20 protein-coding genes, 1 tRNA gene and 1 pseudogene are annotated in these 23319 nt (G+C 60.6%); 14 read left to right on the plus strand and 8 right to left on the minus strand.

Annotated features, from left to right (window positions below; translation table 11 throughout):
* The coding region (locus tag Q0X21_RS07810) for a M20/M25/M40 family metallo-hydrolase (RefSeq protein WP_297851340.1) at positions 1 to 1211 on the plus strand (1211 nt) is incomplete at its 5' end.
* 56 nt (positions 1212 to 1267) lie between these two features.
* Positions 1268 to 2770 carry a succinic semialdehyde dehydrogenase gene (locus Q0X21_RS07815; protein ID WP_297851342.1) on the plus strand — a complete coding sequence of 501 codons (1503 nt, stop codon included), beginning with the start codon at positions 1268 to 1270 and terminating at the stop codon, positions 2768 to 2770.
* Positions 2771 to 2917: 147 nt separating this feature from the next.
* Here Q0X21_RS07815 and Q0X21_RS07820 read toward each other — a convergent pair whose 3' ends face one another.
* On the minus strand, positions 2918 to 3988 hold the full coding sequence (locus tag Q0X21_RS07820) for an HNH endonuclease signature motif containing protein (protein WP_297851344.1): 1071 nt from the start codon (positions 3986 to 3988) through the stop codon (positions 2918 to 2920).
* A 170-nt stretch (positions 3989 to 4158) separates the two neighbouring features.
* Entirely contained in the window at positions 4159 to 5334 is a 1176-nt protein-coding gene (locus Q0X21_RS07825) for an alpha-amylase family protein (protein ID WP_297851346.1), read from the minus strand.
* An 81-nt stretch (positions 5335 to 5415) separates the two neighbouring features.
* Here Q0X21_RS07825 and Q0X21_RS07830 point away from each other — a divergent pair, with 81 nt between their 5' ends.
* Entirely contained in the window at positions 5416 to 6006 is a 591-nt protein-coding gene (locus tag Q0X21_RS07830; RefSeq protein ID WP_297851348.1) for a TetR/AcrR family transcriptional regulator, read from the plus strand.
* On the opposite strand, the gene Q0X21_RS07835 is transcribed toward Q0X21_RS07830, so the two are convergent.
* The 3 genes from Q0X21_RS07835 to Q0X21_RS07845 form a co-directional block, all read right to left on the minus strand.
* Positions 6003 to 7562 carry a glutaminase gene (locus Q0X21_RS07835; RefSeq protein ID WP_297851349.1) on the minus strand — a complete coding sequence of 520 codons (1560 nt, stop codon included), beginning with the start codon at positions 7560 to 7562 and terminating at the stop codon, positions 6003 to 6005. The two genes, Q0X21_RS07830 and Q0X21_RS07835, sit on opposite strands and share 4 nt — an antisense overlap.
* A gap of 42 nt (positions 7563 to 7604) precedes the next feature.
* Complete coding sequence (locus Q0X21_RS07840; protein ID WP_297851351.1) at positions 7605 to 8252, minus strand: MIP/aquaporin family protein; 648 nt, start codon at positions 8250 to 8252, stop codon at positions 7605 to 7607.
* 85 nt (positions 8253 to 8337) lie between these two features.
* A tRNA-Leu gene (locus tag Q0X21_RS07845) sits at positions 8338 to 8421 on the minus strand.
* Between the two features lie 171 nt (positions 8422 to 8592).
* Here Q0X21_RS07845 and Q0X21_RS07850 point away from each other — a divergent pair.
* The 8 genes from Q0X21_RS07850 (at position 8593) to crgA (ending at position 17874) form a co-directional block, all read left to right on the plus strand.
* The gene (locus Q0X21_RS07850; RefSeq protein WP_297851352.1) at positions 8593 to 9402 is read left to right on the plus strand and encodes a DUF3662 and FHA domain-containing protein; all 810 of its coding nucleotides are present in this window, start codon (positions 8593 to 8595) and stop codon (positions 9400 to 9402) included.
* Positions 9403 to 9418: 16 nt separating this feature from the next.
* On the plus strand, positions 9419 to 9874 hold the full coding sequence (locus tag Q0X21_RS07855; protein ID WP_297851353.1) for an FHA domain-containing protein: 456 nt from the start codon (positions 9419 to 9421) through the stop codon (positions 9872 to 9874).
* Positions 9871 to 11223 (plus strand): PP2C family serine/threonine-protein phosphatase, encoded by a 1353-nt coding sequence (locus Q0X21_RS07860; RefSeq protein WP_297851354.1) that lies wholly within the window; start codon positions 9871 to 9873, stop codon positions 11221 to 11223. The genes Q0X21_RS07855 and Q0X21_RS07860 overlap by 4 nt, the downstream gene beginning before the upstream one ends.
* Complete coding sequence (locus tag Q0X21_RS07865; protein ID WP_297851356.1) at positions 11224 to 12573, plus strand: FtsW/RodA/SpoVE family cell cycle protein; 1350 nt, start codon at positions 11224 to 11226, stop codon at positions 12571 to 12573.
* The gene (locus tag Q0X21_RS07870) at positions 12574 to 14037 is read left to right on the plus strand and encodes a penicillin-binding transpeptidase domain-containing protein (protein ID WP_297851357.1); all 1464 of its coding nucleotides are present in this window, start codon (positions 12574 to 12576) and stop codon (positions 14035 to 14037) included.
* Complete coding sequence (locus tag Q0X21_RS07875) at positions 14037 to 15500, plus strand: serine/threonine-protein kinase (RefSeq protein ID WP_297851358.1); 1464 nt, start codon at positions 14037 to 14039, stop codon at positions 15498 to 15500. Before Q0X21_RS07870 ends, Q0X21_RS07875 begins: the two co-directional genes overlap by 1 nt.
* 23 nt (positions 15501 to 15523) lie before the next feature.
* Positions 15524 to 17440 (plus strand): Stk1 family PASTA domain-containing Ser/Thr kinase, encoded by a 1917-nt coding sequence (gene pknB / locus Q0X21_RS07880; RefSeq protein ID WP_297851359.1) that lies wholly within the window; start codon positions 15524 to 15526, stop codon positions 17438 to 17440.
* Positions 17441 to 17595: 155 nt separating this feature from the next.
* Complete coding sequence (gene crgA / locus Q0X21_RS07885) at positions 17596 to 17874, plus strand: cell division protein CrgA (protein WP_297851360.1); 279 nt, start codon at positions 17596 to 17598, stop codon at positions 17872 to 17874.
* Between the two features lie 389 nt (positions 17875 to 18263).
* Here crgA and Q0X21_RS07890 read toward each other — a convergent pair whose 3' ends face one another.
* Entirely contained in the window at positions 18264 to 18911 is a 648-nt protein-coding gene (locus tag Q0X21_RS07890) for a rhomboid family intramembrane serine protease (RefSeq protein ID WP_297851361.1), read from the minus strand.
* Positions 18912 to 19436: a peptidylprolyl isomerase gene (locus Q0X21_RS07895; protein WP_297851362.1), complete on the minus strand. Its 525-nt coding sequence runs from the start codon at positions 19434 to 19436 to the stop codon at positions 18912 to 18914.
* A gap of 132 nt (positions 19437 to 19568) precedes the next feature.
* Here Q0X21_RS07895 and Q0X21_RS07900 point away from each other — a divergent pair, with 132 nt between their 5' ends.
* From Q0X21_RS07900 to Q0X21_RS07910, 3 genes and pseudogenes are all read left to right on the plus strand, one after another.
* Positions 19569 to 20396, plus strand: a complete 828-nt coding sequence (locus Q0X21_RS07900; RefSeq protein ID WP_297851363.1) for a MetQ/NlpA family ABC transporter substrate-binding protein — start codon at positions 19569 to 19571, stop codon at positions 20394 to 20396.
* Positions 20397 to 20411: 15 nt separating this feature from the next.
* Positions 20412 to 21158: pseudogene (locus Q0X21_RS07905) on the plus strand (methionine ABC transporter ATP-binding protein); the annotation flags it as partial.
* Positions 21159 to 21231: 73 nt separating this feature from the next.
* Positions 21232 to 21918 carry a methionine ABC transporter permease gene (locus Q0X21_RS07910; protein WP_297851364.1) on the plus strand — a complete coding sequence of 229 codons (687 nt, stop codon included), beginning with the start codon at positions 21232 to 21234 and terminating at the stop codon, positions 21916 to 21918.
* On the opposite strand, the gene Q0X21_RS07915 is transcribed toward Q0X21_RS07910, so the two are convergent.
* A partial coding sequence (locus Q0X21_RS07915; RefSeq protein WP_297851365.1) for a PucR family transcriptional regulator occupies positions 21915 to 23319 on the minus strand: 1405 nt, incomplete at its 5' end. The genes Q0X21_RS07910 and Q0X21_RS07915 overlap by 4 nt on opposite strands.

A 23319-nucleotide genomic window follows, 5' to 3' on the forward strand; every position in this document is an offset into this window, starting at 1 on the left:
ATGTTGAGATCCGCCGCTTCGAGCCACACCCCGGTCGCGTGTCAGTCGCTTTCACTGTCCCCGGCAGCGACCCAGACGCTGAGCCTCTCACTCTGCTGGGCCACACCGATGTCGTCCCCATCGACGAGGACAAGTGGACCCGCGATCCCTTTGGTGCTGAAGTCGTCGAAGCTGAAGATGGCACCCGCATCTACGGTCGCGGCGCCACCGATATGCTCTTCATCACCGCCGCGATGGCTACCGTGACCAGGGAAGTCGCCGAAGCCGCGCAGGCCGGCACCCCGCCCCGCGGCACGCTCACCTTCGTCGCCTGCGCCGACGAAGAAGCCCGCGGCGGACTCGGCGCCGGTTGGATCGCCAAAAACGAACCCGAAGCCTTCAGCTGGCGCAACTGCCTGTCTGAAACCGGCGGATCGCACATCCCAGTGCAGGACCCCAGCGAAGACGCCATCGTGGTCGTCGTGGGTGAAAAAGGAGCAGCACAGCGCCGCATCACGATCCACGGCGACGCAGGTCACGGCTCTGCGCCATACGGCCGGGAACTCACCGTCGGACTCATCGGCGAAGTCGCGCAACGTCTCGCCGCGATCGAACCCGACGTAGTCTCCGATGACCTGTGGCAAGGCTACGTCCGCTCCTTCCGCTTCGACCCCGAAACCGAAGCAGCGCTCATTGCCGGCGAGAACTACGAAGCATTCGGCCCACTCGCCCGCTACTCGCACGCCATGAGCCACCTCACCGTCTCCCCCACTGTGCTGCGCGCTGGCGGCGCCATCAACGTGCTGCCGTCTACCGCCTACATCGAGTTGGATATCAGGCCGTTGCCGGGGCAGGGGCAGGGGGACGTCGATAAGCTACTGCGCGAAGCACTCGGCGACCTGGCCGATCGCGTCGACATCGAGCACTTGATCACAGAAGAAGCGACCCTCTCCCCCACCTCCGGCCCGCTTTACGACGCCATCGTGGACACCTACCGCGAGTTCTTCCCCTCCGCCAAGATCGTGCCCACCATCGCTGCCGGCGGCTCCGACCTCCGCTTCGGACGACGACTCGGCGGCGTCGGCTACGGCTTCGCCCTCCATACCGCTCGCCGCAGCTTCGGTGAAGTCCTCGACCAACTCCACTCCCACGACGAATTCGTCCACGTCGAAGACGTCGAACTCACCGCACGCGCATACCGCAGTCTTGTACGTCGCTTCCTGGGTGTTTGATTTTTCTCACCAAAGCACCTGCCCACACCCCCGACTCTGCACTATGTTTGGGGGTTATGACGACGCAGCTGACCCAGGAAAACACGACAAAGACCATTGAAAACCCGGCTGACGGCTCCATCGTCGGCACGACGAACTACCACTCCGCGGACACCGCACGCGAGTACATCGAACGTGCCCGCGCCAAGCAACCCGAATGGGCCGCCACCCCAATCAAAGAGCGCAAAAAGATCATGCTGCGCTACCACGACCTCGTGCTCAAGCACCAAAAAGAACTCCTGGACTTGATCCAGGACGAGAACGGCAAGAACCGCCGCTCCGCCTTTGAAGAGGTCCTCGATAGCGCACTGACCGCACGTCATTACGCGTACCGCGCCGAGAAACTGCTCAAGAACGACCGCGCCAAGGTCGCACTGCCAATCGCGACGAAGACCCGCGTCGAGCACGCACCCGTCGGTGTCGTCGGCATCATCGCACCGTGGAACTACCCGCTCGTGCTCAGCCTTTCCGACGCCATCCCGGCGATCCTCGCCGGCAACACCGTCGTACTCAAGCCCGACTCCTCCACTCCCTTGACCGCGCAGCGTGCCGCCGAACTCTTCGCTGAAGCTGGGCTGCCGAAAGACGTCCTCAACGTCGTACCTGGCTCCGGCCGCGAAGTTGGCCAGCTGCTGGTGAAGGAAACCGACTTCCTCATGTTCACCGGCTCCTCCGACACCGGTGCGCAGCTCGCTGCTCAAGCTGGTGAGCGCCTCATCGGCTTCTCCGGTGAGCTCGGCGGAAAGAACCCGCTGATCGTCACCGCTGATGCTGACGTAGACAAGGTCGTCAGCGGCGTCCGCCACGCCTGCTTCTCCAATACCGGCCAGCTGTGCATCTCCATCGAGCGCATGTACGTCCACCGCGCTGTCGCGGATGAATTCATCCCGGCGTTTGTGCGGAGCGTCGAAAAGATGCGCATTGGTGCTGGCCACGACTGGGACATCGACATGGGCTCCCTCATCAACGAAGGCCACGCAGACACCGTTGCTGAATTCGTCGACGATGCGGTGAGCAAGGGTGCGACCGTCGCCACCGGCGGCAAGCGCCTGCCCGACCTCGGCCCGGCTTTCTACGCGCCGACCGTCCTGCTCAATGTGCCCGAGGAAGCACGTCTGTACCGCGAGGAAATCTTCGGCCCGGTCGTCTATATCGAGGTCGTTGACTCCCACGAGGAAGCCATCGCGAAGGCCAATGACACCGAATACGGCCTGAACGCCTCCGTCTTTGGCAAGCCAGCCACCGCGCACAAGATCGCATCGCAGCTGCAGGCAGGCACCGTGAACATCAACGAAGGTTACGGTGCCGGCTGGTCCTCCATGGGCGCACCGATGGGTGGCTGGAAGCGCTCCGGTGTTGGTCGCCGCCACGGCGACGGCGGACTGCTCAAGTACACCGAGTCCCGCACCGTCGCTGAACAGCGCATCGTCCCCATCGCCGGGCCCGAGGGCATCGCCCCCGAGAAATGGGCAAAGGCACTCACCTTCGCGCTCAAGTACGGACGCGACCTGATGCGCTAAACGTTTTTGGGCGTGGCTGTGCGGCCGTAGGCATGCGTAATCAGCGTGTGCCTACGGCCGCTTTGCGTTGGTTTGCGGGCAGAGGAAATACTCACCCGCTAGTTACGCGTAACTGTGTAACTGTGTAACTGTGTAACTACCTTCCGATCATTGCCCGAACAGTAGGTGCATCGCCCCGTACTGGTGGGTGGTGTTCGGCACGGGTTTCCCACGGGGTGAAACCCACACGGGTGTTCCGTGCCGGATGCGTATTCGCCCCCGATGTTTTCGCAGTGGGTCATCATCATTGGTGAGGTTGTGATACCTACACAACACCGACAGATTGTTCATATTCGTCTGCCCACCAGCCACCCACGGGGTGACATGATGCACCTGGCAATGATCCGCAGCATGACGACAATCCGGCACCGGACATGTCGTTAGCGTCGCCCGAGCCAAATCACGCTGCTTAGCGTTGGCACAACGTTTCGCGTCATACAAATTCACCGGACCCGCCTGCGGGTGGAACAAACCAACTTCTAAATCCTTGCCGTAATGCTCCGCGAGGAACTCCGCACCCGTCATCGTCGTACCATCAGATAAACCCAGGATGGTTTCATCGCCATCACCGCCCAAGATCTTGAAGTACTCCGGCACCGGAACCACCACCAACGGACGTGGGGCGGCCGTGGGGACACCACCACCATCACGAAGCAGATCCGCGAACGCCTCGTACATTTGCGGGGCATCCGGCCGATCCGGATTAAGCCCCCGGCGCAAGGTGTGCTCTAATGCGGCGATCAGGTGTTCATCACCCGTGGCAGAAAAAGTCCGCTTGCCTTTACAGGACTTACCAAACCGCACCTTCGATTCCGGGGCGGGTTTATCGGCCTCAGGCATGATGTCTTTGGCGCGGCGCTGCAACGCTTTAAAGTCGCCACGCACCGAAAGCAGGGCCAGGCGGGTCTTCCACTTCTCACCCTCCGCGGACAAGGACGCGACTTGTTGTTCGATGAACAGAACCTGGTCCAACGACTTGCCCGTCGTCCGGGCCACACGCACCGCATTGGCCTGCTGACGCCGGTACCGCGTCGTGCCGAAATAGACTTTATGGGCACGCCCCCAGGCTTGGTAGGTGGCAGGTTTGACGCCAGCAGCACAAGCAGCCTGACGATCAAACCCCGCCAGGATATCCATCGGACTTGCAAGAGAGCCCAAAAACGCGTCAAAAGCTGTCATACCCCAAACGCTAAACGGCAACGAAAGACGGGTCCAGGGGACGCGAAAAAGCCTGTGGAATTCGCAGTTTCACGTGAAATCTATCCACAGGTTTCACGCGCGAAAACCGCAGAAAATGAGGCGTGAAGTGCAGGTTCCACCACAGGCAAAGATTTTTCGCTACATCCGTTCTAGGCAGTCCACTCGTAGAGCGTTTCGCCGTCGGTGTGGATGCGAATGTGGGGGGTGGGGGTGAGTGAGGCGTCGATAAGCAATTGCTCGTTTTCGGTGAAGACGCGGTAGCTAATGGTCTCGTTGGTTTTGTCGAGCACTTCGATGTCGGCGTGCGTGAGCCACTGGTTGCGGCGGCGTAGGCCGATGAGCGCTTGGTGTTCGCGGTAGATCCAGGCGCCGAGATCAGACAGTTCGCCAGGGGTCGCGGGGAGCGGCGGGCGGACGGCGTCGTCGGCGCTGAAGCCTTCGCCGCGCATCCCTTCGAAGCCTTGCTCGTCGCCGTAGTAGATGCTGGGCATACCGGGCAGGGTCAGCAGGATGGCAAGGGCGAGGATTTCTTTGTCTTGGCCGATTTTGCTGGCGATGCGGTCCACGTCGTGGTTGCCGACGAACGTGTTGGTGAGGATTTCGCGCGAGATGTCGCGGTGGCGGTTAAGGGCGTGGTCGAGTTCCCAGAAGTTGGCGTCGTGGAGCGAGCTCCAGATGGCTTTCCACAGCTCATACTGGGTGACGGCGTCGAGGGTGCCGTCACGGGTGATTTGCACGTAGTCGCCGTGAATGACTTCGCCGAGGAACATCGCATCCGGGTAGTCGGCGCGGACGCGGCCGAGCACGTCGGTCCAAAATTCGCCCGGGACGGAATAGGCAACGTCGAGGCGCCAGCCGGCGATGCCGCGTGCGAGCCAGAACTTCATGATGTCGGTGACCATCTCGCGCACGCGCTCGTCGTCGTGGTGCAAGGTGGCCAGCTCATCATGGCCTTCCCAGTTGGTACTGCCCGCAAGGCCCTTATCGACGACCGCGTGGCTCACCGCCACATGGTTGAAAACCCCGTCGAGCATCACCTTGATGCCGCGCGTACGGCAGGCCTCCATGAGGTGATCGAAGTCGTCATTGGTGCCCAGGCGGGAGTCGATGCGGTAGTGGTCGAGGGTGTCGTAGCCGTGGCCGACGGACTCAAAAATCGGCCCCAGGAGCAGGCCGTCACAGCCGAGTTCGATGAGGTAGTCCAACCAGGGTTCGAGCTGGCGCAGGCGCGGCGCAGCGTCAGAGCCGTCCCCGGCGCGGTCGCGGATCGGGGCGCCTGTTGCGCCAAGCGGATAGACGTGCCACCAGATCGTGCTGTCGAGCATGATTCCTCCTGCCTTGAGCTAAAACTGAGCATGGCTCAATAATGCGGCCGATGGTACCAGCACGGTGTTAGTGTTCTCACCATGGTTGATCAGGGAGAGCACGCTAAGCGACGTCGCCTGCCAGTCGAACAGCGCCGAGCACAGATTCTTGATGTTGCAGGTGAGCTCTTTGCTGAACATGGCTACTACGGGGTGTCCACGCACGCAGTGGCGCAAGAGTGCGGGGTTTCCGAAGGGCTGTTATTCCACCATTTCCCGTCGAAAGCGGAGATCTATGCGGCTGTTGTGGAGCGCCGTTTGAGCCAGCTGGATGCAGAAATGGATCAGGCAATTGCGCAGCTGCCGCCCAATTCGCCGAAGCGGGATACGGTGCGCGCCTTGGTTGTGACGTACCTCGACCACATCGCGGCGGACCCGTTGTCGTGGGCTGCGGTCACGCGTGGGGATACACCGGCGGAGGCGCAGTTTGTGGGGATTGAGAGGAGGGATGGGGTCGTCGATAAGCTGCTTGGTTTGGTCGGCGACCGCCCGCTCGCTGTGTCTGGCTTCCTGGGGTTCGTGGAGGCCGTGTGCCTGGACTGGGTGGATGCGGGCTGCCCTGATGAGCAGCGTGAACCGATCGTGGCGGCGGCTTTGGGTGCGCTGGAGGGCGCACTCGGCGACTGGGGCTAGTCTTCCTCGCGGTTGATCAGCGGGTCGAGGCGCTCACGAATGCGTTCGTGCCAGCGCTCGGCTGCTTCTTCGAAATTGGGGCGCAGGCCACGGTGCGTGAGCTGCACGCGGGTGGCGCCGTCTTCGTCTTCGTCGAGGTCGAAGATGAAGTCCTCGCCGGTCGGTTCGCTGTGCAGCACGACGCGTTGGTCCTCGTCGCTTTTGCCCACGGTGAACTGGTCCGTTTCATCGTCTTCCCACCATTCTTGTGGTTTGGAGATGACGCTGTAGGCATCCTTCGGCGAGACGCTGACGGTGAATGAGTCTGTGAAGTCCTCGATGGATTCCACGTGGGTGCCGTCGGAGAATTCATAGTCGGGCATGGCGGATTCGGGGTCGTAGACGGCAACGTCGAATCCTTCTTCGCGGAATTGGCGCAGGCCTTCTTTGATCAGGCGGCGGCCGGCCAGGTTGAATGAGGTGACGTGCGAGAAGTCGAGGACGAGCTCATCGCCCACGAGTTCGCGTTCGATGAGTTCGTGCAGGATCTGCTCGGCGGCGGTGAAGTTGATCATGCCCTGCAGGCGTACAACATTGGTCTCGCCCTCGCGGCGCACGGAGCGAATGCCGGGCGCGGAGTAGTAATGCGAGCCCATCATGTGCAGGCCGAGCGTTTTAGAGAGGCGGCGGAAGATTTCTACACCGCGGACGGAATTGCCATTCTCATTCAGGCGTGGGGAGAGGGACGCGGCGCCGAGTTGGCCGGGCAGGGTGCCGATCAGCCCGCCAGCGACACCTGATTTGGCTGGGATGCCGACGGTGCTCATCCATTTCCCAGAGCCGTCGTACATGCCGGCGGACGCCATGACGGACTGGGTGAGACGGCAGGCTTCGGCGCTTAGCACGCGCTCACCGGTGACGGGCTGGATGCCGCCATTCGCCAGGGTCGCGGCCATCGCGGCGAGATCTTTGACGGTGACCATGATGGAGCATTGCCGGATGTAGCTGGTCACGGCGTCGTCGACATCGTCTTCGATGATGCCGTAGACGCGCAGCATGTGGGCAAGCGCCATGTTGCGGTCGGCGGTGGAAAGTTCGGCTTGGATGATATTTTCATCAAAACGCAAAGAGCGCCCTGCCAGCTTGGAGAAGACGTCCAAGACCATGGCAGAGCGCTTTTCGACGGGGGCGTCCGTTCCCGCCACCAGTTGGTTCACCGCGATCGCCCCAGCATTGATCATGGGGTTGGTGGGGCGCTTTGTGTCGTCGTCAAGCGAGAGCTCGTTGAAAGCTTCGCCGGACGGCTCCATCCCCACGACACTGTGAACATTTTCCACCCCGCCCTGATCCAACGCGATCGCGTAAACGAAAGGCTTGGAAATGGACTGGATGGAGAACTCGTAATCATCATCTCCGACGGAATAAAGGTTTCCGCCGCGCGTGCACACTGCGAGTGCGAGCTTGTCGGGGTCTGCGGTGCGCAACGTTTCGATGTAGTCGGCGTTGGCGCCGTCGGTGTTGTCCCTGACTTCGTCGAGGATGGAGTTCAGGTAGCCGGGAATCGGGGAAATAGGCATGCCGGCCAGTGTAATGACGGCATGCGGCTACCGCCCCGGGGTTTAAGCCTCCAGGTCGTGCTCGTGGTCAGCCGGGCTGAGCACGCGGAATGCGAGAGCAGCGAGCGCAGCACCAACGAACGGAGCCAGCACGTAGACCCACAGGTTGGACCAGTCGAAGTTGCCGTTGACGGACAGGCCGAAAGCAACAGCCGGGTTGAAGCCTCCGCCGGAGATCGGGCCGACTGCGAAAGCACCGGTCATGACGGTCGCACCGATTGCGAGGCCGAAGAAGGAGTTGCCGTCGTTGGCCTTTGCGGTAGCGACGTTGAGAACGACGAAGACGAGGATGAAGGTGAAGACAGCTTCGACGATGAAGGCCGGGCCGGTCTCGATCTGTGCTGCTTCATCAGCCATCGGCAGGACAGCGCGGCAGATCAGTGCAGCGACGACACCGCCGAGCACCTGTGCAACCCAGTAGGTCACCATTTCGGTAGCGGTCATGGCGCCACGGATCCATGCGCCGAGGGAGACTGCCGGGTTGACGTGGCCGCCGGAGATGTGGCCGGTGGCGTAGACGAGGACCATCAGTGCGAGACCGATGGCGATAGGTGCGAACTGGCCAGCCTCAGCAACAGCGGTGATGATGGCAAAGACGAACAGCAGGGTGGCCAGGAATTCAGCACCCGCCTTGCGTGCGATGTCGTTCATTAAATTATCCTTCTGTACAGGGAAAATGGTACCGCGGAAGGCCCGCCGATGAGCACATTGCGCTTATCGACGGGCCTTCCGTTTGTGCCCGGGGGGGGACTTGAACCCCCACGTTCTTGCGAACACTGGCACCTGAAGCCAGCGCGTCTGCCAATTCCGCCACCCGGGCGGGCGACTAAGTAAACATAGCACGAGCCCTCTATAAACCTCCAAATTCACTGGAAGAAGGGGGTTTTCGGCGCTGTCACTAGGTTGTGAGGATCTGGAACTCTATACTGTCTGTCGAAACACTACCGCTGGGAGTACCGCGGTTGACTGATCCGGAAGGAGGTGTGGGCACATGTCGTTGTTGGACAAGCTCGCCAAATTCGATAGTTCGTTGCAGCGTGGGCTGGACAATGGCTTCGCCGCTATTTTCGGCGGGCGCGTGGTTCCGGCTGAGCTTGAAGAGCTATTGAAGCAGGAAATGGCAGACGGCCTGTTCGATAACGAATATGACGAGCTGATCGCGCCGAATGTGTACGCAATTGGCGTGTCCAGCAAGGATCTGGAGAACCTCTCGCAGGACCCGGATCTGCCCAACGACCTTGCGAGTCAGCTGACCCGGTTCATCCGTAATCAAAACATTGGCCTGTATGGCCCCGTCGTGGTGCGTGTGGCTGAGGAGTCCGGTTTGCGGACTGGTCAGCTGCGCGTGTCGTCGTATGTGGACGAGGAGCCGGATGTGCCAAGTGGGTTCGACGCGATTTTGTCTGACCGTTCACCTCACCACCAGGAGGCATCCATGACCAACCCTCACGCCGCCACTCCGAATGGTTCCGGCGCTGGCGGTCCTGCCGTGAGCCTGTTGTTGCTGGATGGGTCGTCGCGTACGTACCCGGTGCACGAGGGTTCTAATGTCTTGGGCCGTTCTAATGATTGCGATTTCCGCCTCTCGGACACGGGTGTCTCGCGCCAACATGCGGAAGTGATTTGGGATGGTTCGACGGCATTCTTGGTGGATTTGCAGTCCACGAATGGCACGACGGTGAATGATCAGCCGGTGGAGAATTGGGAGTTGGCTGACGGTGATGTGATCACGGTGGGCCACTCGAATATTGAGGTGCGTATCTCGGGTACGCGCCCCCACGGCGAGACGGCAAGTCAGTAAGGTGGCTTTTTAACTTATGGACTCTGCATTGATGCTCGGGGCCCGCTTCGGCCTCCTCATTCTTCTCTGGCTTTTCATCTTTGTGGTGCTCGCTGTGCAGCGCCGCGATATCAAAACTGCTGAGGTGGCACAGCGCCGAACGGGTGCTGCGCCGGTGCCGGCGTCGACACGCCGTGAGAAGGCCCACGAAGTGGTCGTGGTTGAAGGCCCGCTGCGCGGTTCCCACATGAATGTCTCCACTTTGGAGGACCTCACGCTGGGCCGTGCGGACGATAATGACTTTGTGCTGGGCGATGATTTCGCATCTTCGCGGCATGCTCGTCTGTTCCGCCGCGGATCGGATTGGTTCGTGGAAGACTTGGATTCGCGTAACGGCACGTTTGTGGCCGGGATGCGGATCGACCAACCTGAGCGCGTCCAGGTGGGAACTGACATCAAGATGGGGCGCACGATTGTGAGGTTGATGCCATGACGAACTTGAAGCTCAACTTCTTCGCAGGGTCCGACAGGGGTTTGGTTCGCGATAATAATGAGGACTCGGCCTACGCTGGCCCGCATCTGCTGCTGCTTGCCGACGGCATGGGAGGCCACGCCGCAGGCGAAGTCGCTTCCCAGCTGATGGTGGAGCACATGGAGCACCTGGACCGGAATCCGGAGGATGCGGACATTCTGGCTCTGTTGGGTGCAGCTGCTGATGATGCGAATGCGTCGATCTCGGAATCGATCGCACAGCACCCGGAGCAGGACGGCATGGGCACGACGCTGACTGCGTTGATGTTCGATGGCGAGAACATGGGAATGATCCACGTGGGCGATTCCCGTGGCTACCGTCTGCGCGATGGGGAGCTCACCCAGATCACGGAGGACGATACGTTTGTCCAGTCCCTGGTCAATGAGGGCAAGCTCAAGCAGGAGGATGTGTCCTCGCACCCGCAGAAATCGCTGATTCTCAAGGCTTATACCGGCCGTCCGGTGGAACCGCGCCTGGAGCTTTTCCCTGCTCAGGTCGGCGACCGTTATTTGCTGTGCTCCGATGGCCTGTCGGACCCGGTCACGCACACCACCATCGAGGAGGCGTTGGCTCAGGGCACCCCGGAGCAGGCTGCGAATCGTCTGATCGAGCTCGCTTTGCGCTCTGGTGGTCCCGATAATGTCACCGTTGTCGTGGCTGATGTGGTGGATTCGAATTCCACCGACTGCCCAGAACTGCCGACCTCTTCGGCAATGGTCGGCGCGCTCGCTGTCGGCGAAGAACCGACCCACCCGGATACGGCTGCCGGTCGTGCAGCGAAGTTGATGGGCGCACAGCGGGCATCGAAGTCCGCGGCATCGGGCAAAAAAGAAGAGCCGGCCTCCGACGATGAGGAGGATCACCGACGCCGCTCCAAGTTGCCGTGGATAATCGGTGTGCTCGCGATCGCTCTGCTCGGGATTGGCGGGCTGTGGTGGTTCGATAATGCTCGTTCAGACACCTACTTCGTGGCCACGAACGAGCAGGATGAATTTGTCATCGAACAGGGCCTGAACGGCTCCATTTTCGGGCGTGATCTGCATGAACCTGTCCAGAGCGTGTGCATCAACAACGACAACCAGATCCGTTTGGTGGACACCAATAATGTTCCGGAGGATTGCCGTCGTTTCGCGCTCAGTGACCTCGATGAAGCAACGCAGGGCCGCGTGCACAACTTGGGCAGCGGCACGTACAACGAGGTCACGGAGCAGATGAACAGGCTTGCCGACGGGGCGCTGCCGGCGTGCGTCGATAAGCCTGCTGATGCTAAATCTGAGGCCCCCTCCCCTAACTGCCGGGAGGTGAAATAAATGCGTCAGTTGTTCTCGCGCGGCCAGGAACTTTTCCTGCTGATCCTGTCGGCGGCTTTGTTGCTGCTCATGCTCGTTGGGCTTGAGCTGTCTCAGGGCAATGCTCTGACGGTGGACATGCTTTGGCTCGTCGGTGGTTTCATCGGTGTGTACGCGATTGCACACGTGGCCATGTGTTATGCCGCACCGCACGCTGACCAGGTGCTTTTGCCGTTGGTTGCGACGCTGAATGCGCTGGGCTTGGTGATGATTTACCGCCTTGACCTGGAGACAGATTTCGGGCTCGCCCCACGTCAGATGATCTGGTCGCTGGTGGGCATCCTGTTTTTGGTGGCCACACTATTGGTCGTGCGTGACCACCGTGAGCTCACCCGTTTCTCGTACTTGCTGGGACTATGTGGCATTGTGCTGCTCGCCCTGCCACTGGTGTGGCCACAACCGCCGGACGCGGAGGCCCGCATCTGGATCTGGCTCGGCCCGTTCTCGATCCAGCCGGGCGAATTCTCCAAGATTCTCCTGCTGCTCTTCTTCGCGCAGCTCCTCGCGCAGAAGCGCTCCCTGTTCACGGTGGCTGGCTACCGCTTCTTGGGCATGACGTTCCCGCGCCTGCGTGACTTGGCGCCGATCCTTATGGTGTGGGCGATCGCAATCGTCATCATGGGCATTTCCAATGACTTCGGTCCGGCGCTGCTGCTGTTCGCCACCGTGCTGGGCATGGTGTACTTCGCCACCGGTCGCACTAGTTGGCTGGTCATTGGCCTGGGCTTGGTCGCCGTGGGTGCCCTCGCCGTGTACCGCGTGTCCTCAAAGATTCAAGACCGCGTGTCCAATTTCCTGGACCCGCTGGCTAATTACGACACCACTGGCTACCAGCCCTCCCAGGCTCTGTTCGGTCTGAGCTGGGGCGGCGTGACCGGCACCGGGTTGGGCTTCGGCCACCCGCACATGGTGCCTGTGGCTCACTCGGATTACATTCTCGCCGCGATCGGTGAGGAGCTCGGCCTGATCGGTCTGGCAGCAGTGCTGATCATCTTCGCCATCTTCATCACCCGTGGCTTCCGCACTGCCCTGGCAGTGCGCGACACCTACGGCAAACTCGTTGCGTCCGGTCTGGCACTGACGATCGCTGTGCAGATCTTCGTGGTCGCTGGCGGTGTGTCGGCAATGCTGCCAATGACGGGTCTGACCACACCGTTCATGTCCGCCGGTGGTTCGGCGATCATGGCTAATTATGTTCTGCTCGGCCTGCTGCTGCGCATTTCCAATAATGCGAACCGTCCGGTCGAGGACACCGATAATGACAGCAGCGTTACCGGCGCTGGCCGATCTGTACTCGCGGGGGTGCGCTAGATGAATACGTCGATTCGTTGGGGCGCATTCGGCTCCATCCTGCTCACTGTCCTCCTGCTGGCTAATTTCACCTGGGTGCAGGCCTTCCATGAGGATGAATACGCCCGCAACCCGCTGAATAACCGCAATTTCATTGAGGCGCAGAAGGTCGAGCGTGGCCAGATCAGCGCTGGTGGCCAGGTGCTGGCCAAGTCGGACCCAGTCGGCGATGGCTTCTTCAAGCGCAGCTACCCGAATATGCCGTACTCTTTCGCTCCGGTCGTGGGTTACCTCTCTGACCGCTACGGTGTCTCTGGCATCGAGGCCGGCTTCAATGCTGACCTGAACGGTGAATCCAGCGCGAAGGGCACTCGTTTCTTGCGTACCCGCCAGGATGGTCGCGTGGGTGACTCGGTGGAGCTCACGCTTGACCCGCAGACACAGGCTGCCGCATATGACCAGCTGGACAGCCGGAATTACCAGGGCGCGGTGGTGGCGCTGCGGCCGTCGACAGGCGAGGTGCTCGCGATGGCATCGAACCCGTCATACGACCCGAATTCGATCGTCAACGACGCCACTGCCGAAGATGCTTGGAAGCAGGTCAATGAAGCTCCGGGCAACCCGCTGCTCAATCATGCAACGCAGGAGCAGCTGCCGCCGGGCTCAATCTTCAAGATCATCACTACCGCTGCTGGATTGAAGAATGGGTACACCCCGGATTCCCCACTGACCGGTGAATCCGCAATCACCCTGCCCGGCACGGAGGTGCAGCTGACCAACTACGGCGGCAATACGTGCGGTGGTTCCACCCAGACGACGCTGCGTACTGCGTTCATGCTGTCGTGCAATACCGCATTCGTGCAGATGGCCACCGACCTCGGTGATGACCCGATCCGCGATGCCGCCACCGCTTTCGGCGTTGGCCAGCAGTACGACCTGGGCCTGCCCAATGCGGCTGGTTCCCTCGGTGAGCTGGAGGATCTCGCTGCCGTGGGCATGTCTGCGATTGGTCAGCGCGATGTGACTATGACCGCGATGCAGGCAGCCGTGATGGCGGCAACTGTTGCCAATGAAGGCCGCCGCATGGAACCGCACGTGGTCTCCCGCGTGGTCAACCCGAACATGAAGACGGTGCGCACCATCCGTCCGCGCCAGGCAGCCGAAGCTGTCTCCCCCGATGAAGCGGAGACCATCACTGACCTGATGTTCCGCTCCGAGCGGAACACTTACGGCTACAACGGCAACGGCTATGCCTCCAAGACCGGTACCGCCGAACACGGCGAAGACCTGCCACCGCACACGTGGTACGTCGCATTCGACCCGGACAAGGACGTCGCTGTCGCAGTTGTGGTGAAGAACGGCGGCGGACTCGGCGCAGGTGCCACGGGCGGGCAGGTCGCCGCCCCGATCGGTCGCACGATTCTCGCTGCCGCCCCGGCCCCAAAGAAGCAGGACGACAATCAACCCGCAGGAGGAGCTGAGTAATGCACACCGACAATCGCGCTGAACTCCAGGAAATCATCGGCTCCGATTACCAGCTCCAATGGATCATCGGACACGGTGGCATGTCCACCGTCTGGCTTGCCGACGACCCCGCCAACGACCGCGAAGTAGCCATCAAGGTCCTGCGCCCGGAATTCTCCGGCACCGAAGAGTTTCTTACCCGGTTCCGCAATGAGGCGAATTCTGCGAAAGGCATCAATTCCTCCAATGTCGTGGCCACCTACGACTACCGCGAGGTGCCATCGCGTGAAGGTTTCAATGTCTGCTTCATCGTCATGGAGTACATCCGTGGCGAATCCCTGGCGGACCTGATTGCGCGAGAAGGCAAGCTCGATGAGGCACTCGCTCTCGACGTTCTTGAGCAGGCCGCCCACGGTCTTGCCGTGATCCACGAATTGGGCCTGGTACACCGCGATATCAAACCGGGCAACCTCATGATCACCCAGAACGGCAAGGTGAAGATCACTGACTTCGGTATTGCCAAGGCCGCTGCCGCCGTGCCGCTGACCCGCACCGGGATGGTGGTGGGCACTGCTCACTATGTTTCCCCGGAGCAGGCACAGGGACTTGAGGTCACCGCAGCATCCGACGTGTACTCACTCGGCGTGGTTGGCTACGAACTACTGACCGGCAAACGGCCCTTCACGGGCGATTCGTCTGTGTCCGTGGCGCTCGCGCATGTGAATAATGAGCCGCCGGCGATGTCGACGCAGATTAGCGCCCCGGCGCGTGAACTGATCGGGATTGCTCTGCGTAAGGACCCGAATACGCGCTTTGCTGATGGTACGGAATTCCAGGCGGCGATCGCTGCTGCCCGTGCGGGTGAGCGCCCAGTCACGGCCACCACGAAGCGTGTCCCGGTGGAGCCGACTCCGCAGGAGTCCACCGCGCAGCTCGCTGCGGTGACCGAGCCGACGACGATGCAACCGGCGCAACCGCTTTCCGGACAGCACCCGGCACCGCGGCCTCAGCGCCAAGCGGTGCACCCGCCGGCCGAGCCACAGAAGAAGAACAACAGCGGCGCATTCGGCACTGGTGTTCTCATCGCGCTTCTGGTCCTGCTTGCCGGCGTTGCCGCGGTGTGGGCATTCACCTCCGGCGTCTTCGACGGTGGCGGTAAGGATGAACCGACCACCACGACCAGTTCCAGTACGGCAGAGACCAGCACCCCGACCGAAACGGTCACGGAGACTGAAACTGCTTCTGAGGAGCCCACATCTCGCGAGCGTCCTACCCGGCCTTCGCCGTCCACGCTGTACAATTCGCCGGAAACAGAGCGGCCAACGCAACGTTCAACGGAGGCTGAGCAGCAGCCGACGCATGCGCCCGAGCAGCCGACCGCGCAGCCGTCGGAACCACGCCAGCCTTCCCCGACGCAGCAGCAGCCGCCGGCTGAAGACGAACTGATCCCTGGCCTTGAACTCCCGGGCCTGCCCAACCCATAACCCCATATAAGGAAGCTTCGAAAATGACTCTCATCGGCGACCGTTACGAGCTGGGTAATTCCATTGGCACCGGCGGCATGTCGGATGTCTACGTGGCCACCGATACGCTGCTTGGACGCGAAGTGGCCGTGAAGATGCTCAAGATCGACATGGCCCGGGATGAGAATTTCCGTGAGCGTTTCCGCAAGGAGGCGCAGAATTCGGCACGGTTGAATCACCCGAATATCGTCGCTGTGTACGACACGGGAGAGACGGTCGTTGAGGGCATTTCCATCCCGTACATCGTGATGGAGCACGTGAAGGGCCGGAACCTGCGCGATATTGTTCGCGAGGACGGTCCGCTGCGCCCTGAGCAGACTGCGGCGATGCTATTCCCTGTGACGTTGGCACTGCAGTCGAGCCACGATGCGGGGATCATTCACCGCGATGTGAAACCGGCGAACATCATGGTCACCAGCACCGGTGAGGTGCGCGTGATGGATTTCGGTATTGCACGTGCATTGGATGATTCGACGGCTGCCATGACGCAGACGTCCGCGGTGATCGGTACTGCGCAGTACTTGTCGCCGGAGCAGGCGCGCGGTAAGTCCGCGGATGGCCGGAGTGATATTTACGCCCTGGGTTGCGTCATGTACGAGGCGGTCACGGGTACCCCGCCGTTTGAGGGCGAGACTCCGTTCGCGGTGGCGTACCAGCATGTTCAGGAGGATCCGGAGCCGCCGAGCTCGCGCATTTCGGGCCTTTCGGAGTCCGAGGCAGTCAATGTGGATGCAGTGATTCTCACCGCGATGGCAAAGCACCCGGCGGATCGTTACCAGACGGCGTTGGAAATGGCCGATGACCTGGAGCGCCTGGAGCGCGGCGCGGTCACGGAGGCGGCACGCAATCACCTGTCCGAAACGGATCTGACTGATGCTCCTGCCCCAGTGGAGGAAAGCCGTTATCTGCAGCACCGTAAGGAGACGCAGAAGGGTGCCAATAACACGGGCATGAAGATTCTGGCACTGCTCATGGCGGCTGTGTTGCTGCTGGGTGGTGGCGCTTTCGCGTTTAATAAGGTCCGCAGTGATCGTGAGCAGGAAGCTGCCCAGAACATGGTGTTCGTGCCCAAGGTCGTGGGCAAGAACCGTGATGAGGCCGTGAAGGAATTGGAAAAGCTCGGCCTGCAGGTCACGGTCAACGAGGCACCGCACCCGGATATTCCGCGTGGCCAGGTGTTGAGCACGAATCCGATTGAGGGTTCGCAATTGCAGAAGGGCACGAATATCACGATGACGGTGTCTTCGGGGCGCGAGGTCACAGACGTGCCGGATGTCAGCGACATGAGCCCGCAGGATGCAGCCGCGGAGCTTGAAAAAGCAGGGCTCAAGCTTAACGACGACATCAAGCGTGAATTCTCCGACGATATTCCCGAGGGAATGATCATGGATCAGCACCCAGCTGCTGGTTCCCAGTTGTCTAAGGGTTCGAAGGTGACCGTGACGGTGTCAAAGGGCCGGGAGAAGATCCAGGTTCCGTCGCTGGAGGGCATGAATGCTGGCCAGGCTGAATCCGTGCTGTCCTCCCTGGGGCTCAAGGCCACCACGGTCGAGGCTGATTCGACGAAGCCGAAGGACGAGGTTCTCGCTGTCGCTGGTGAGGGCAGCGAGGTTGACCGTGGCACGACGATCGAGCTGCGTGTCTCCAACGGCATGCTGTTCAAGATGCCGAAGTTGGTGCGCCAGACCCCTGAGCAGGCAGAACAAACTCTGCGCAACCAGGGTTGGACCGGCAAGCTGAAATTCGGTGCCCCAGTGGACACCCCGGATATCAATGATCATGGTCTGATCGCTGGCCACCGTCCGCGTTCGGAAGAGGAGGTCCGCAAGGACGCCGACATCACCGTGGATCTGTGGAAGAACCCGCTCCGCGATGGTGTGGAGAACCTCCTACCGCGATAATTAGCCCAGCCCTCACCCTGCACTGCTGCTAGGAGCTTGCGGTGCAGGGCTGGTAAAGTCACCGCACAGAAGAAAACCTCAAGAGACTCTCTCTTTTTCGCGTGTTGGCCTCAATGCAAGTGGTCCCGCGCGACACACGATGAAGGACGTGCAACATGCCTAAGGCAAAGGTCACTAAAGACACCGTCAGCACCCCGTCGACCACTACTTCCACCGGCGCGAACCGTACCCCGGTGAAGATCAACACCGGCGGCACCCCGGTCTGGTACAAGACGCTTATGTTCGGTTTCATGCTCGTCGGCCTGCTGTGGCTGGTGGTCAACTACCTGGCTGGTAATCAGATCGAGTTCATGACTCAGCTGGGCCCGTGGAATTACGCCATCGGTTTCGGTGGCTTCATCATTGGCCTGTTGATGACGATGGGTTGGCGTTAAGCCTTCCCCCACCCCAAAGAGCCAGCGCTTCACCGCGCTGGTTTTTTCATGCCCACTTCACTTCCTGCGCTTTGTGGAAGGTGTGGAAAACGCGGCGTGTTGTACACCGACTTATCCCCAACCATCCCCAGCCATAAACCCGCAGGACGCATTCCACAGACCTGTGCACAAGCTCGTTGAATAATTGTGAAAAGTACTGTTCGCAGCGATGAATTTCACTTATCCACAGCCTGTGGAAGGTGGTACGGAAGTGACTTATGCACAGGTTCTTCCACAGCCTGTGGATAACTTTTTATCGCGCATTTACACGCTTCCGCCTTTAGAATCCGGGGCATGGCTGATGCTGCTGCAGAGTGTGCCGAAAAAGCAGAAGACGCTGGCAACCGTGGTTACGCGTAGAGCGGTACTGCTACAGCAGCCGCCGCGACCACGACGCCCGTTGCTGCCCCACCCCACCGGACACGCATTTTTTCCGAAGTCAACGGTGCTGCCATGAGCGCACCGGCGATGAGGCCGCCGAGGTGACCCCACAGGCTCACATTGGGTGTGATCAGGGTGAAGATGAGGTTTCCGATCACGAACACCAGAGGTGCACGCAGGTCAGCGCGACTGCGGGCAGCGATGGCGACGAGCATGGCCATGAGGGCATAGAGCGCACCGGAGGCACCTGCGGTGGGCTCATCGAAGCCAAACAAGAGCACCGCGGCTGACCCGCCGAGAATGCCTGCCAGGTAGGCCAGCACGAATGGCCCGGTGCCCACGGCGCGTTCGACTGCTGCGCCGACAATGACGAGCATGAGCACATTCACGGTCAGGTGCGTGATGTCCAGGTGCATGAACCCGGAGGTCACGGCCCGAAGCGGACCTAAGGGTTCATTCGCCACGAAGGGGCCCCACAGCACGGTGGCGGTGCCGGTGCGGGAGGTCCAGATGACGTCGATAAGCGAATGTGCTTGGAATGCTGCAATGATGAACGCCCCCACACACAGCGACGCAATGGTGGCTGTGGCGGGGGCGCCGGAAAGGACGCGGTTCAATTAATCGGAAACCGTGACGGAGTTGATCACAACGTCCTCGACCGGGCGGTCCATGCGACCGGTCTGCACGTTGGAGATTTCGTCGACGACCTTCTGCGATGCCTCGTCGGTGACCTCACCGAAGATGGTGTGGCGGTTGTTCAGGTGCGGGGTCTGAGCAACGGTGATGAAGAACTGGGAGCCGTTGGTGCCCGGGCCGGCATTAGCCATGGCGAGCAGGTACGGGCGGTCGAACTGGAGCTCCGGGTGGAACTCGTCTGCGAATTGGAAGCCCGGGCCGCCGGTGCCGGTGCCGGTCGGGTCGCCGCCCTGGATCATGAAGCCGGGGATGATGCGGTGGAAGATCGCGCCGTCGTAGAACGGGCCTTCGTTGGAGCCGGAGGCGTTCTTGGTGGTGTATTCCTGGGTGCCCTTAGCCAGACCGGTGATGATTTCGACGGTGTTCGGGGCGTGGTTGCCAAACAGGTCGACGACGATGTCGCCGTGGTTGGTGTGGAACGTCAGTGTCTGAGTCTTCTGAGTCATGGTGACTAGGGTACGCGTCTGCGCGATGGGGTGTGTCCATGCCACATCTATAGACTGATCTGTCTTGCTTTAATGAACCGTGCTGTTTATCATGATCTAACGTTAAAAATAGCTATCTGAAAGGACTTCTTCATGTTCAAGAAGGTCACCGCAGCTGTATTCGCTGGCACACTCACGCTCGGTCTCGCCGCATGCGGATCGAGCGATAGCAACGATGCTGGAGATGACAAGACCATCCGCGTTGCTACCTCACCGGGCCCGTACTCCGAGCTCTTCGAGGAAGGCGTAGCCCCGATCCTGGAGGATGAGGGCTACACGGTGGATTTCCAGAGCTTTACCGACCTCACCCAGGCTGACACCGCTCTCGCGGAGGGTTCTGCCGACCTCAACGTTGATCAGCACACCGCGTGGATGAAGGTGTTTAACGAGGAGAAGGGTGCAAACCTGACTTCTATTACCGAGGTCCCGACCGTTCCTGCTGGCCTGTACTCCGAGAAGTACACGTCTTTGGACGAGGTCGCTGACGGCCAGACCGTTGGTATTCCACTCGACGGCTCGAATAAGTCCCGTGCGATCCACATGCTTGTCGACGCCGGCTGGATCACCCTCCGCGACGACGCCGACGAAGCTCTTCTCGCAGAGTCCGATATTGCGGAAAACCCGCACAACCTGAAGATTGAGCCGATGGATTCCGCGAACCTGTCCCGCTCCCTGCCGGATCTGGACTGGGCTGCTATTCCGGGCTCGATGAGCTACTCCGCTAACCTCGACCCGAAGCTGCAGGTCTTCCAGGAGGAGCTGCGTCCAGAGCTGATCCTCGTTGCAGTGACCACCGAGGACAAGAAAGACAAGCCGTGGGTACAGGCAGTTTCTGATGCCTACCGTTCGGAAGAGTTCAAGGAGTTCTTCGACTCCCAGAACGAGAACAACTACTGGTTCCTCCCCGATTCCCTGAAATAAGCGAACTGAGTTTTCATGACTGACGCTGTCGTATTCGACCATGTCGGCAAGGTGTTCCCGACGCGCGATAAGACATTCACCGCGCTGGATGACATCACTTTCTCCGTCCCGGAAGGAAGTGTCACTGGTGTTGTGGGCACCTCGGGTGCCGGCAAGTCCACGCTGATCCGAATGGTCAATGGCCTGGAGACACCGAGCACTGGCACGGTGACGGTCCACGGGCAGAATCCTTCCGCTCTTGGTACGTCTGAGCTGCGCGAGCTGCGCCGGAAAGTCGCCATGGTCTTCCAAAGCGTCAACCTTTTGGAAACTAAGACGGTCGCTGAAAACGTGGCTACGCCACTGAAGCTGGTCAAGGCGCCGAAGGCCGAGATCGAGCGCCGCACCGCCGAGGTCCTCGAGATGGTCGGCCTGACCGATCGCGCCGACCACAAGCCACGCCAGCTCTCCGGTGGTCAGCGGCAACGCGTGGGCATCGCACGTGCGCTGGTCACCGACCCCACGATGCTGCTTTGCGACGAACCAACGTCCGCCCTCGACCCCATCACCACCAATCAGATCCTCGATCTGCTGCGCAATATCAATGAGAAACTGGGTGTGACGATTCTGATCATCACCCACCAGATCGACGTGATCGCCCGTCTGGCCGACAATGTCGCGGTGCTCTCTGAAGGCCAGCTCGTGGAATCTGGCCCGGTGGCCAAGGTTTTTGCGAACCCGCAGCATGAGCTGACGCGGAAATTCGTGGACACCGTCATCCCACCTGAACTCGATGCCACTGCACGTGAGGCTCTCTCGCGTGCACTGGTGAAGAAATACGAGGTGTAATCCGAAAATGAATCAGCTCAATTCTTGGTGGCGTGACACCACTGGTTCGCGTGTCACCCCGGAGATGTACATCGATTCCTTCGGCGAGACCCTCTACATGGTGGGCATTTCGCTGTTCCTCGGTGCCCTTTTGGGTATTCCGCTGGCATTGGCCCTGGTGATCACCCGTCCTGGCGGGTTGAAGCCGAACAAGGTGATTTACGGTGCGCTGAATGTGTGCGTGAACATTATTCGTTCCTTGCCGTTCATCATCTTGCTGGTGGCGATTAGTCCATTTACTCGTGTGATCGCTGGTACCGCGATTGGCACCACCGCGGCGCTGGTGCCGTTGACCCTGTACATCGCGCCCTTCATTGCACGTCTGATCGAGCAGTCTCTGCTTGAGGTGAACGCCGGCATCACCGAAGCGGCTGATTCCATGGGTGCCAGCTTGTTCCAGACCATCCGGTACTTCCTGCTGCCGGAGGCGAAGTCCTCGATCATCCTGGCTGTCACTACGGCCACGATCGGTCTGATTTCTGCAACGGCCATGGCCGGCACAATCGGCGGCGGTGGTGTTGGTGACCTGGCTATCTCTTATGGCTACCAGCAATTCGATTCGCTGGCGATGCTGATGACGGTGGTCATTTTGATCATCATCGTCCAGGCCATCCAGTCGCTGGGCAATACCTTGGCCCGACGCGCACGCGCCTAAGGCGCGAATGCGGTCATGGCCAGGTAGGCCTCGCTGAAATGAGCGGGGTTGTCCAGGCTGATCTCACACAGCTTCTGAATTTTGGCGATCCGGGTGCGCACGGTGTGCCGGTGCACCCCGAGTGCCTCGGCAGTGCCACCCAGCTGGGCACTGTGCCGCAGATACTGTGCCAACGTGATTTCATAATCCGTCCCATGGGCGGCGTCATAGCTGACAAGCCGACCAAAGATCTCCTCGTACCGGGCAGCGAGTGCCTCTGCGACTCCCGGTTCACGCAGCCACGGCAAGCCCGAATCATTGGTTTGGGCGACATCACCGGGCTTGAGCGTTTTTGTTCTTAAGGCCAGCTGGTCAATTTGCTCGAGAGTCAATTGCTTCAACTGCACCGGACTTCCCACGGCGATGCGGACGCGATCGCTGTGCTCGCCAAGATCATCCAAGACACTGCGCACGCTCGCCTCCGGCCGGACAGCGAGCAGGAAAGCAGCCTCGGAAATATTGAGCGCGTGCAGGAGTTCATCGCGCTGTTGTGCTTCCCTATCTAGCTTTTCCCACACCGTCTGCATCGCAAGGCGGGATTGTGCGGCAATGACGATGGGGCGGGTGAAACCGTCAGCGTCGAGAGGCGAATCCAACGTGTCGGCATAAAGATCACTGGAGTCGTCTGCCCCGTCGTTGATGCCGAGCTGGAGCCGAAGCGCGAAGGAATTGAGCTGATTGTGTATACGTCGCAATTGCGCTGGCCGGGCTAGAAGCGTGGCGGCGAGTCCAGCGTAGTGGCGGATCAGCGAACGGTCTTCATCAGTGATCGCCCGCGTAGACGTCACCTCAACCGTGTATGGCTGTTGGGTCTCGGAGCTGATCTTGTAGGAGCTCGAATAGGTCTTCTTCATGGCGTTGAAGCTGCGTGAGACCTGTTCGGCGAGCAGTCGCCCATTTGGGTCTTTGATTCTCACCCGTGCTTCCAGCGCTTCCGCCGCATCGCGCGTCAGTGCTCTCAGTTCGCCAGAAGTCGCTGTCCGGGTGAGTTTTTCTTGGGCTTGCAGCAAGAGCTGCTGGGCGTGGTCGCGTTGTTGTTGTTCCGCGGTGGTGCGGCGGTGCCGTTCGTCGTTGACCGCGCTCAAGATCCGAGAGAATGGCACGGGCCGGGAGACCTCAAACAGCCCAATCCCCTGTTCGCGCACGCTGTCCACCACCGCTTCAGGCACCGCGTCGAACACGCTGCTGATGCCAAAACCAATGGCCACAGCCCCTTTCCCAGCAAGGTGCGCGATGTAATTGTGCAGGTCCTCCTCGCGGTCACGGAATGCAGCACCAACGGTGAGCACGAATGATTCCGGTTGAATGAAATTGCCGGGTTTTTCCAGCTCATTGGTCTGCACGACGGTGAAAGACGGTTGG

The sequence above is a fragment of the uncultured Corynebacterium sp. genome, from assembly GCF_947253065.1.
In the GTDB taxonomy this organism is placed as follows: Bacteria; Actinomycetota; Actinomycetes; order Mycobacteriales; family Mycobacteriaceae; genus Corynebacterium.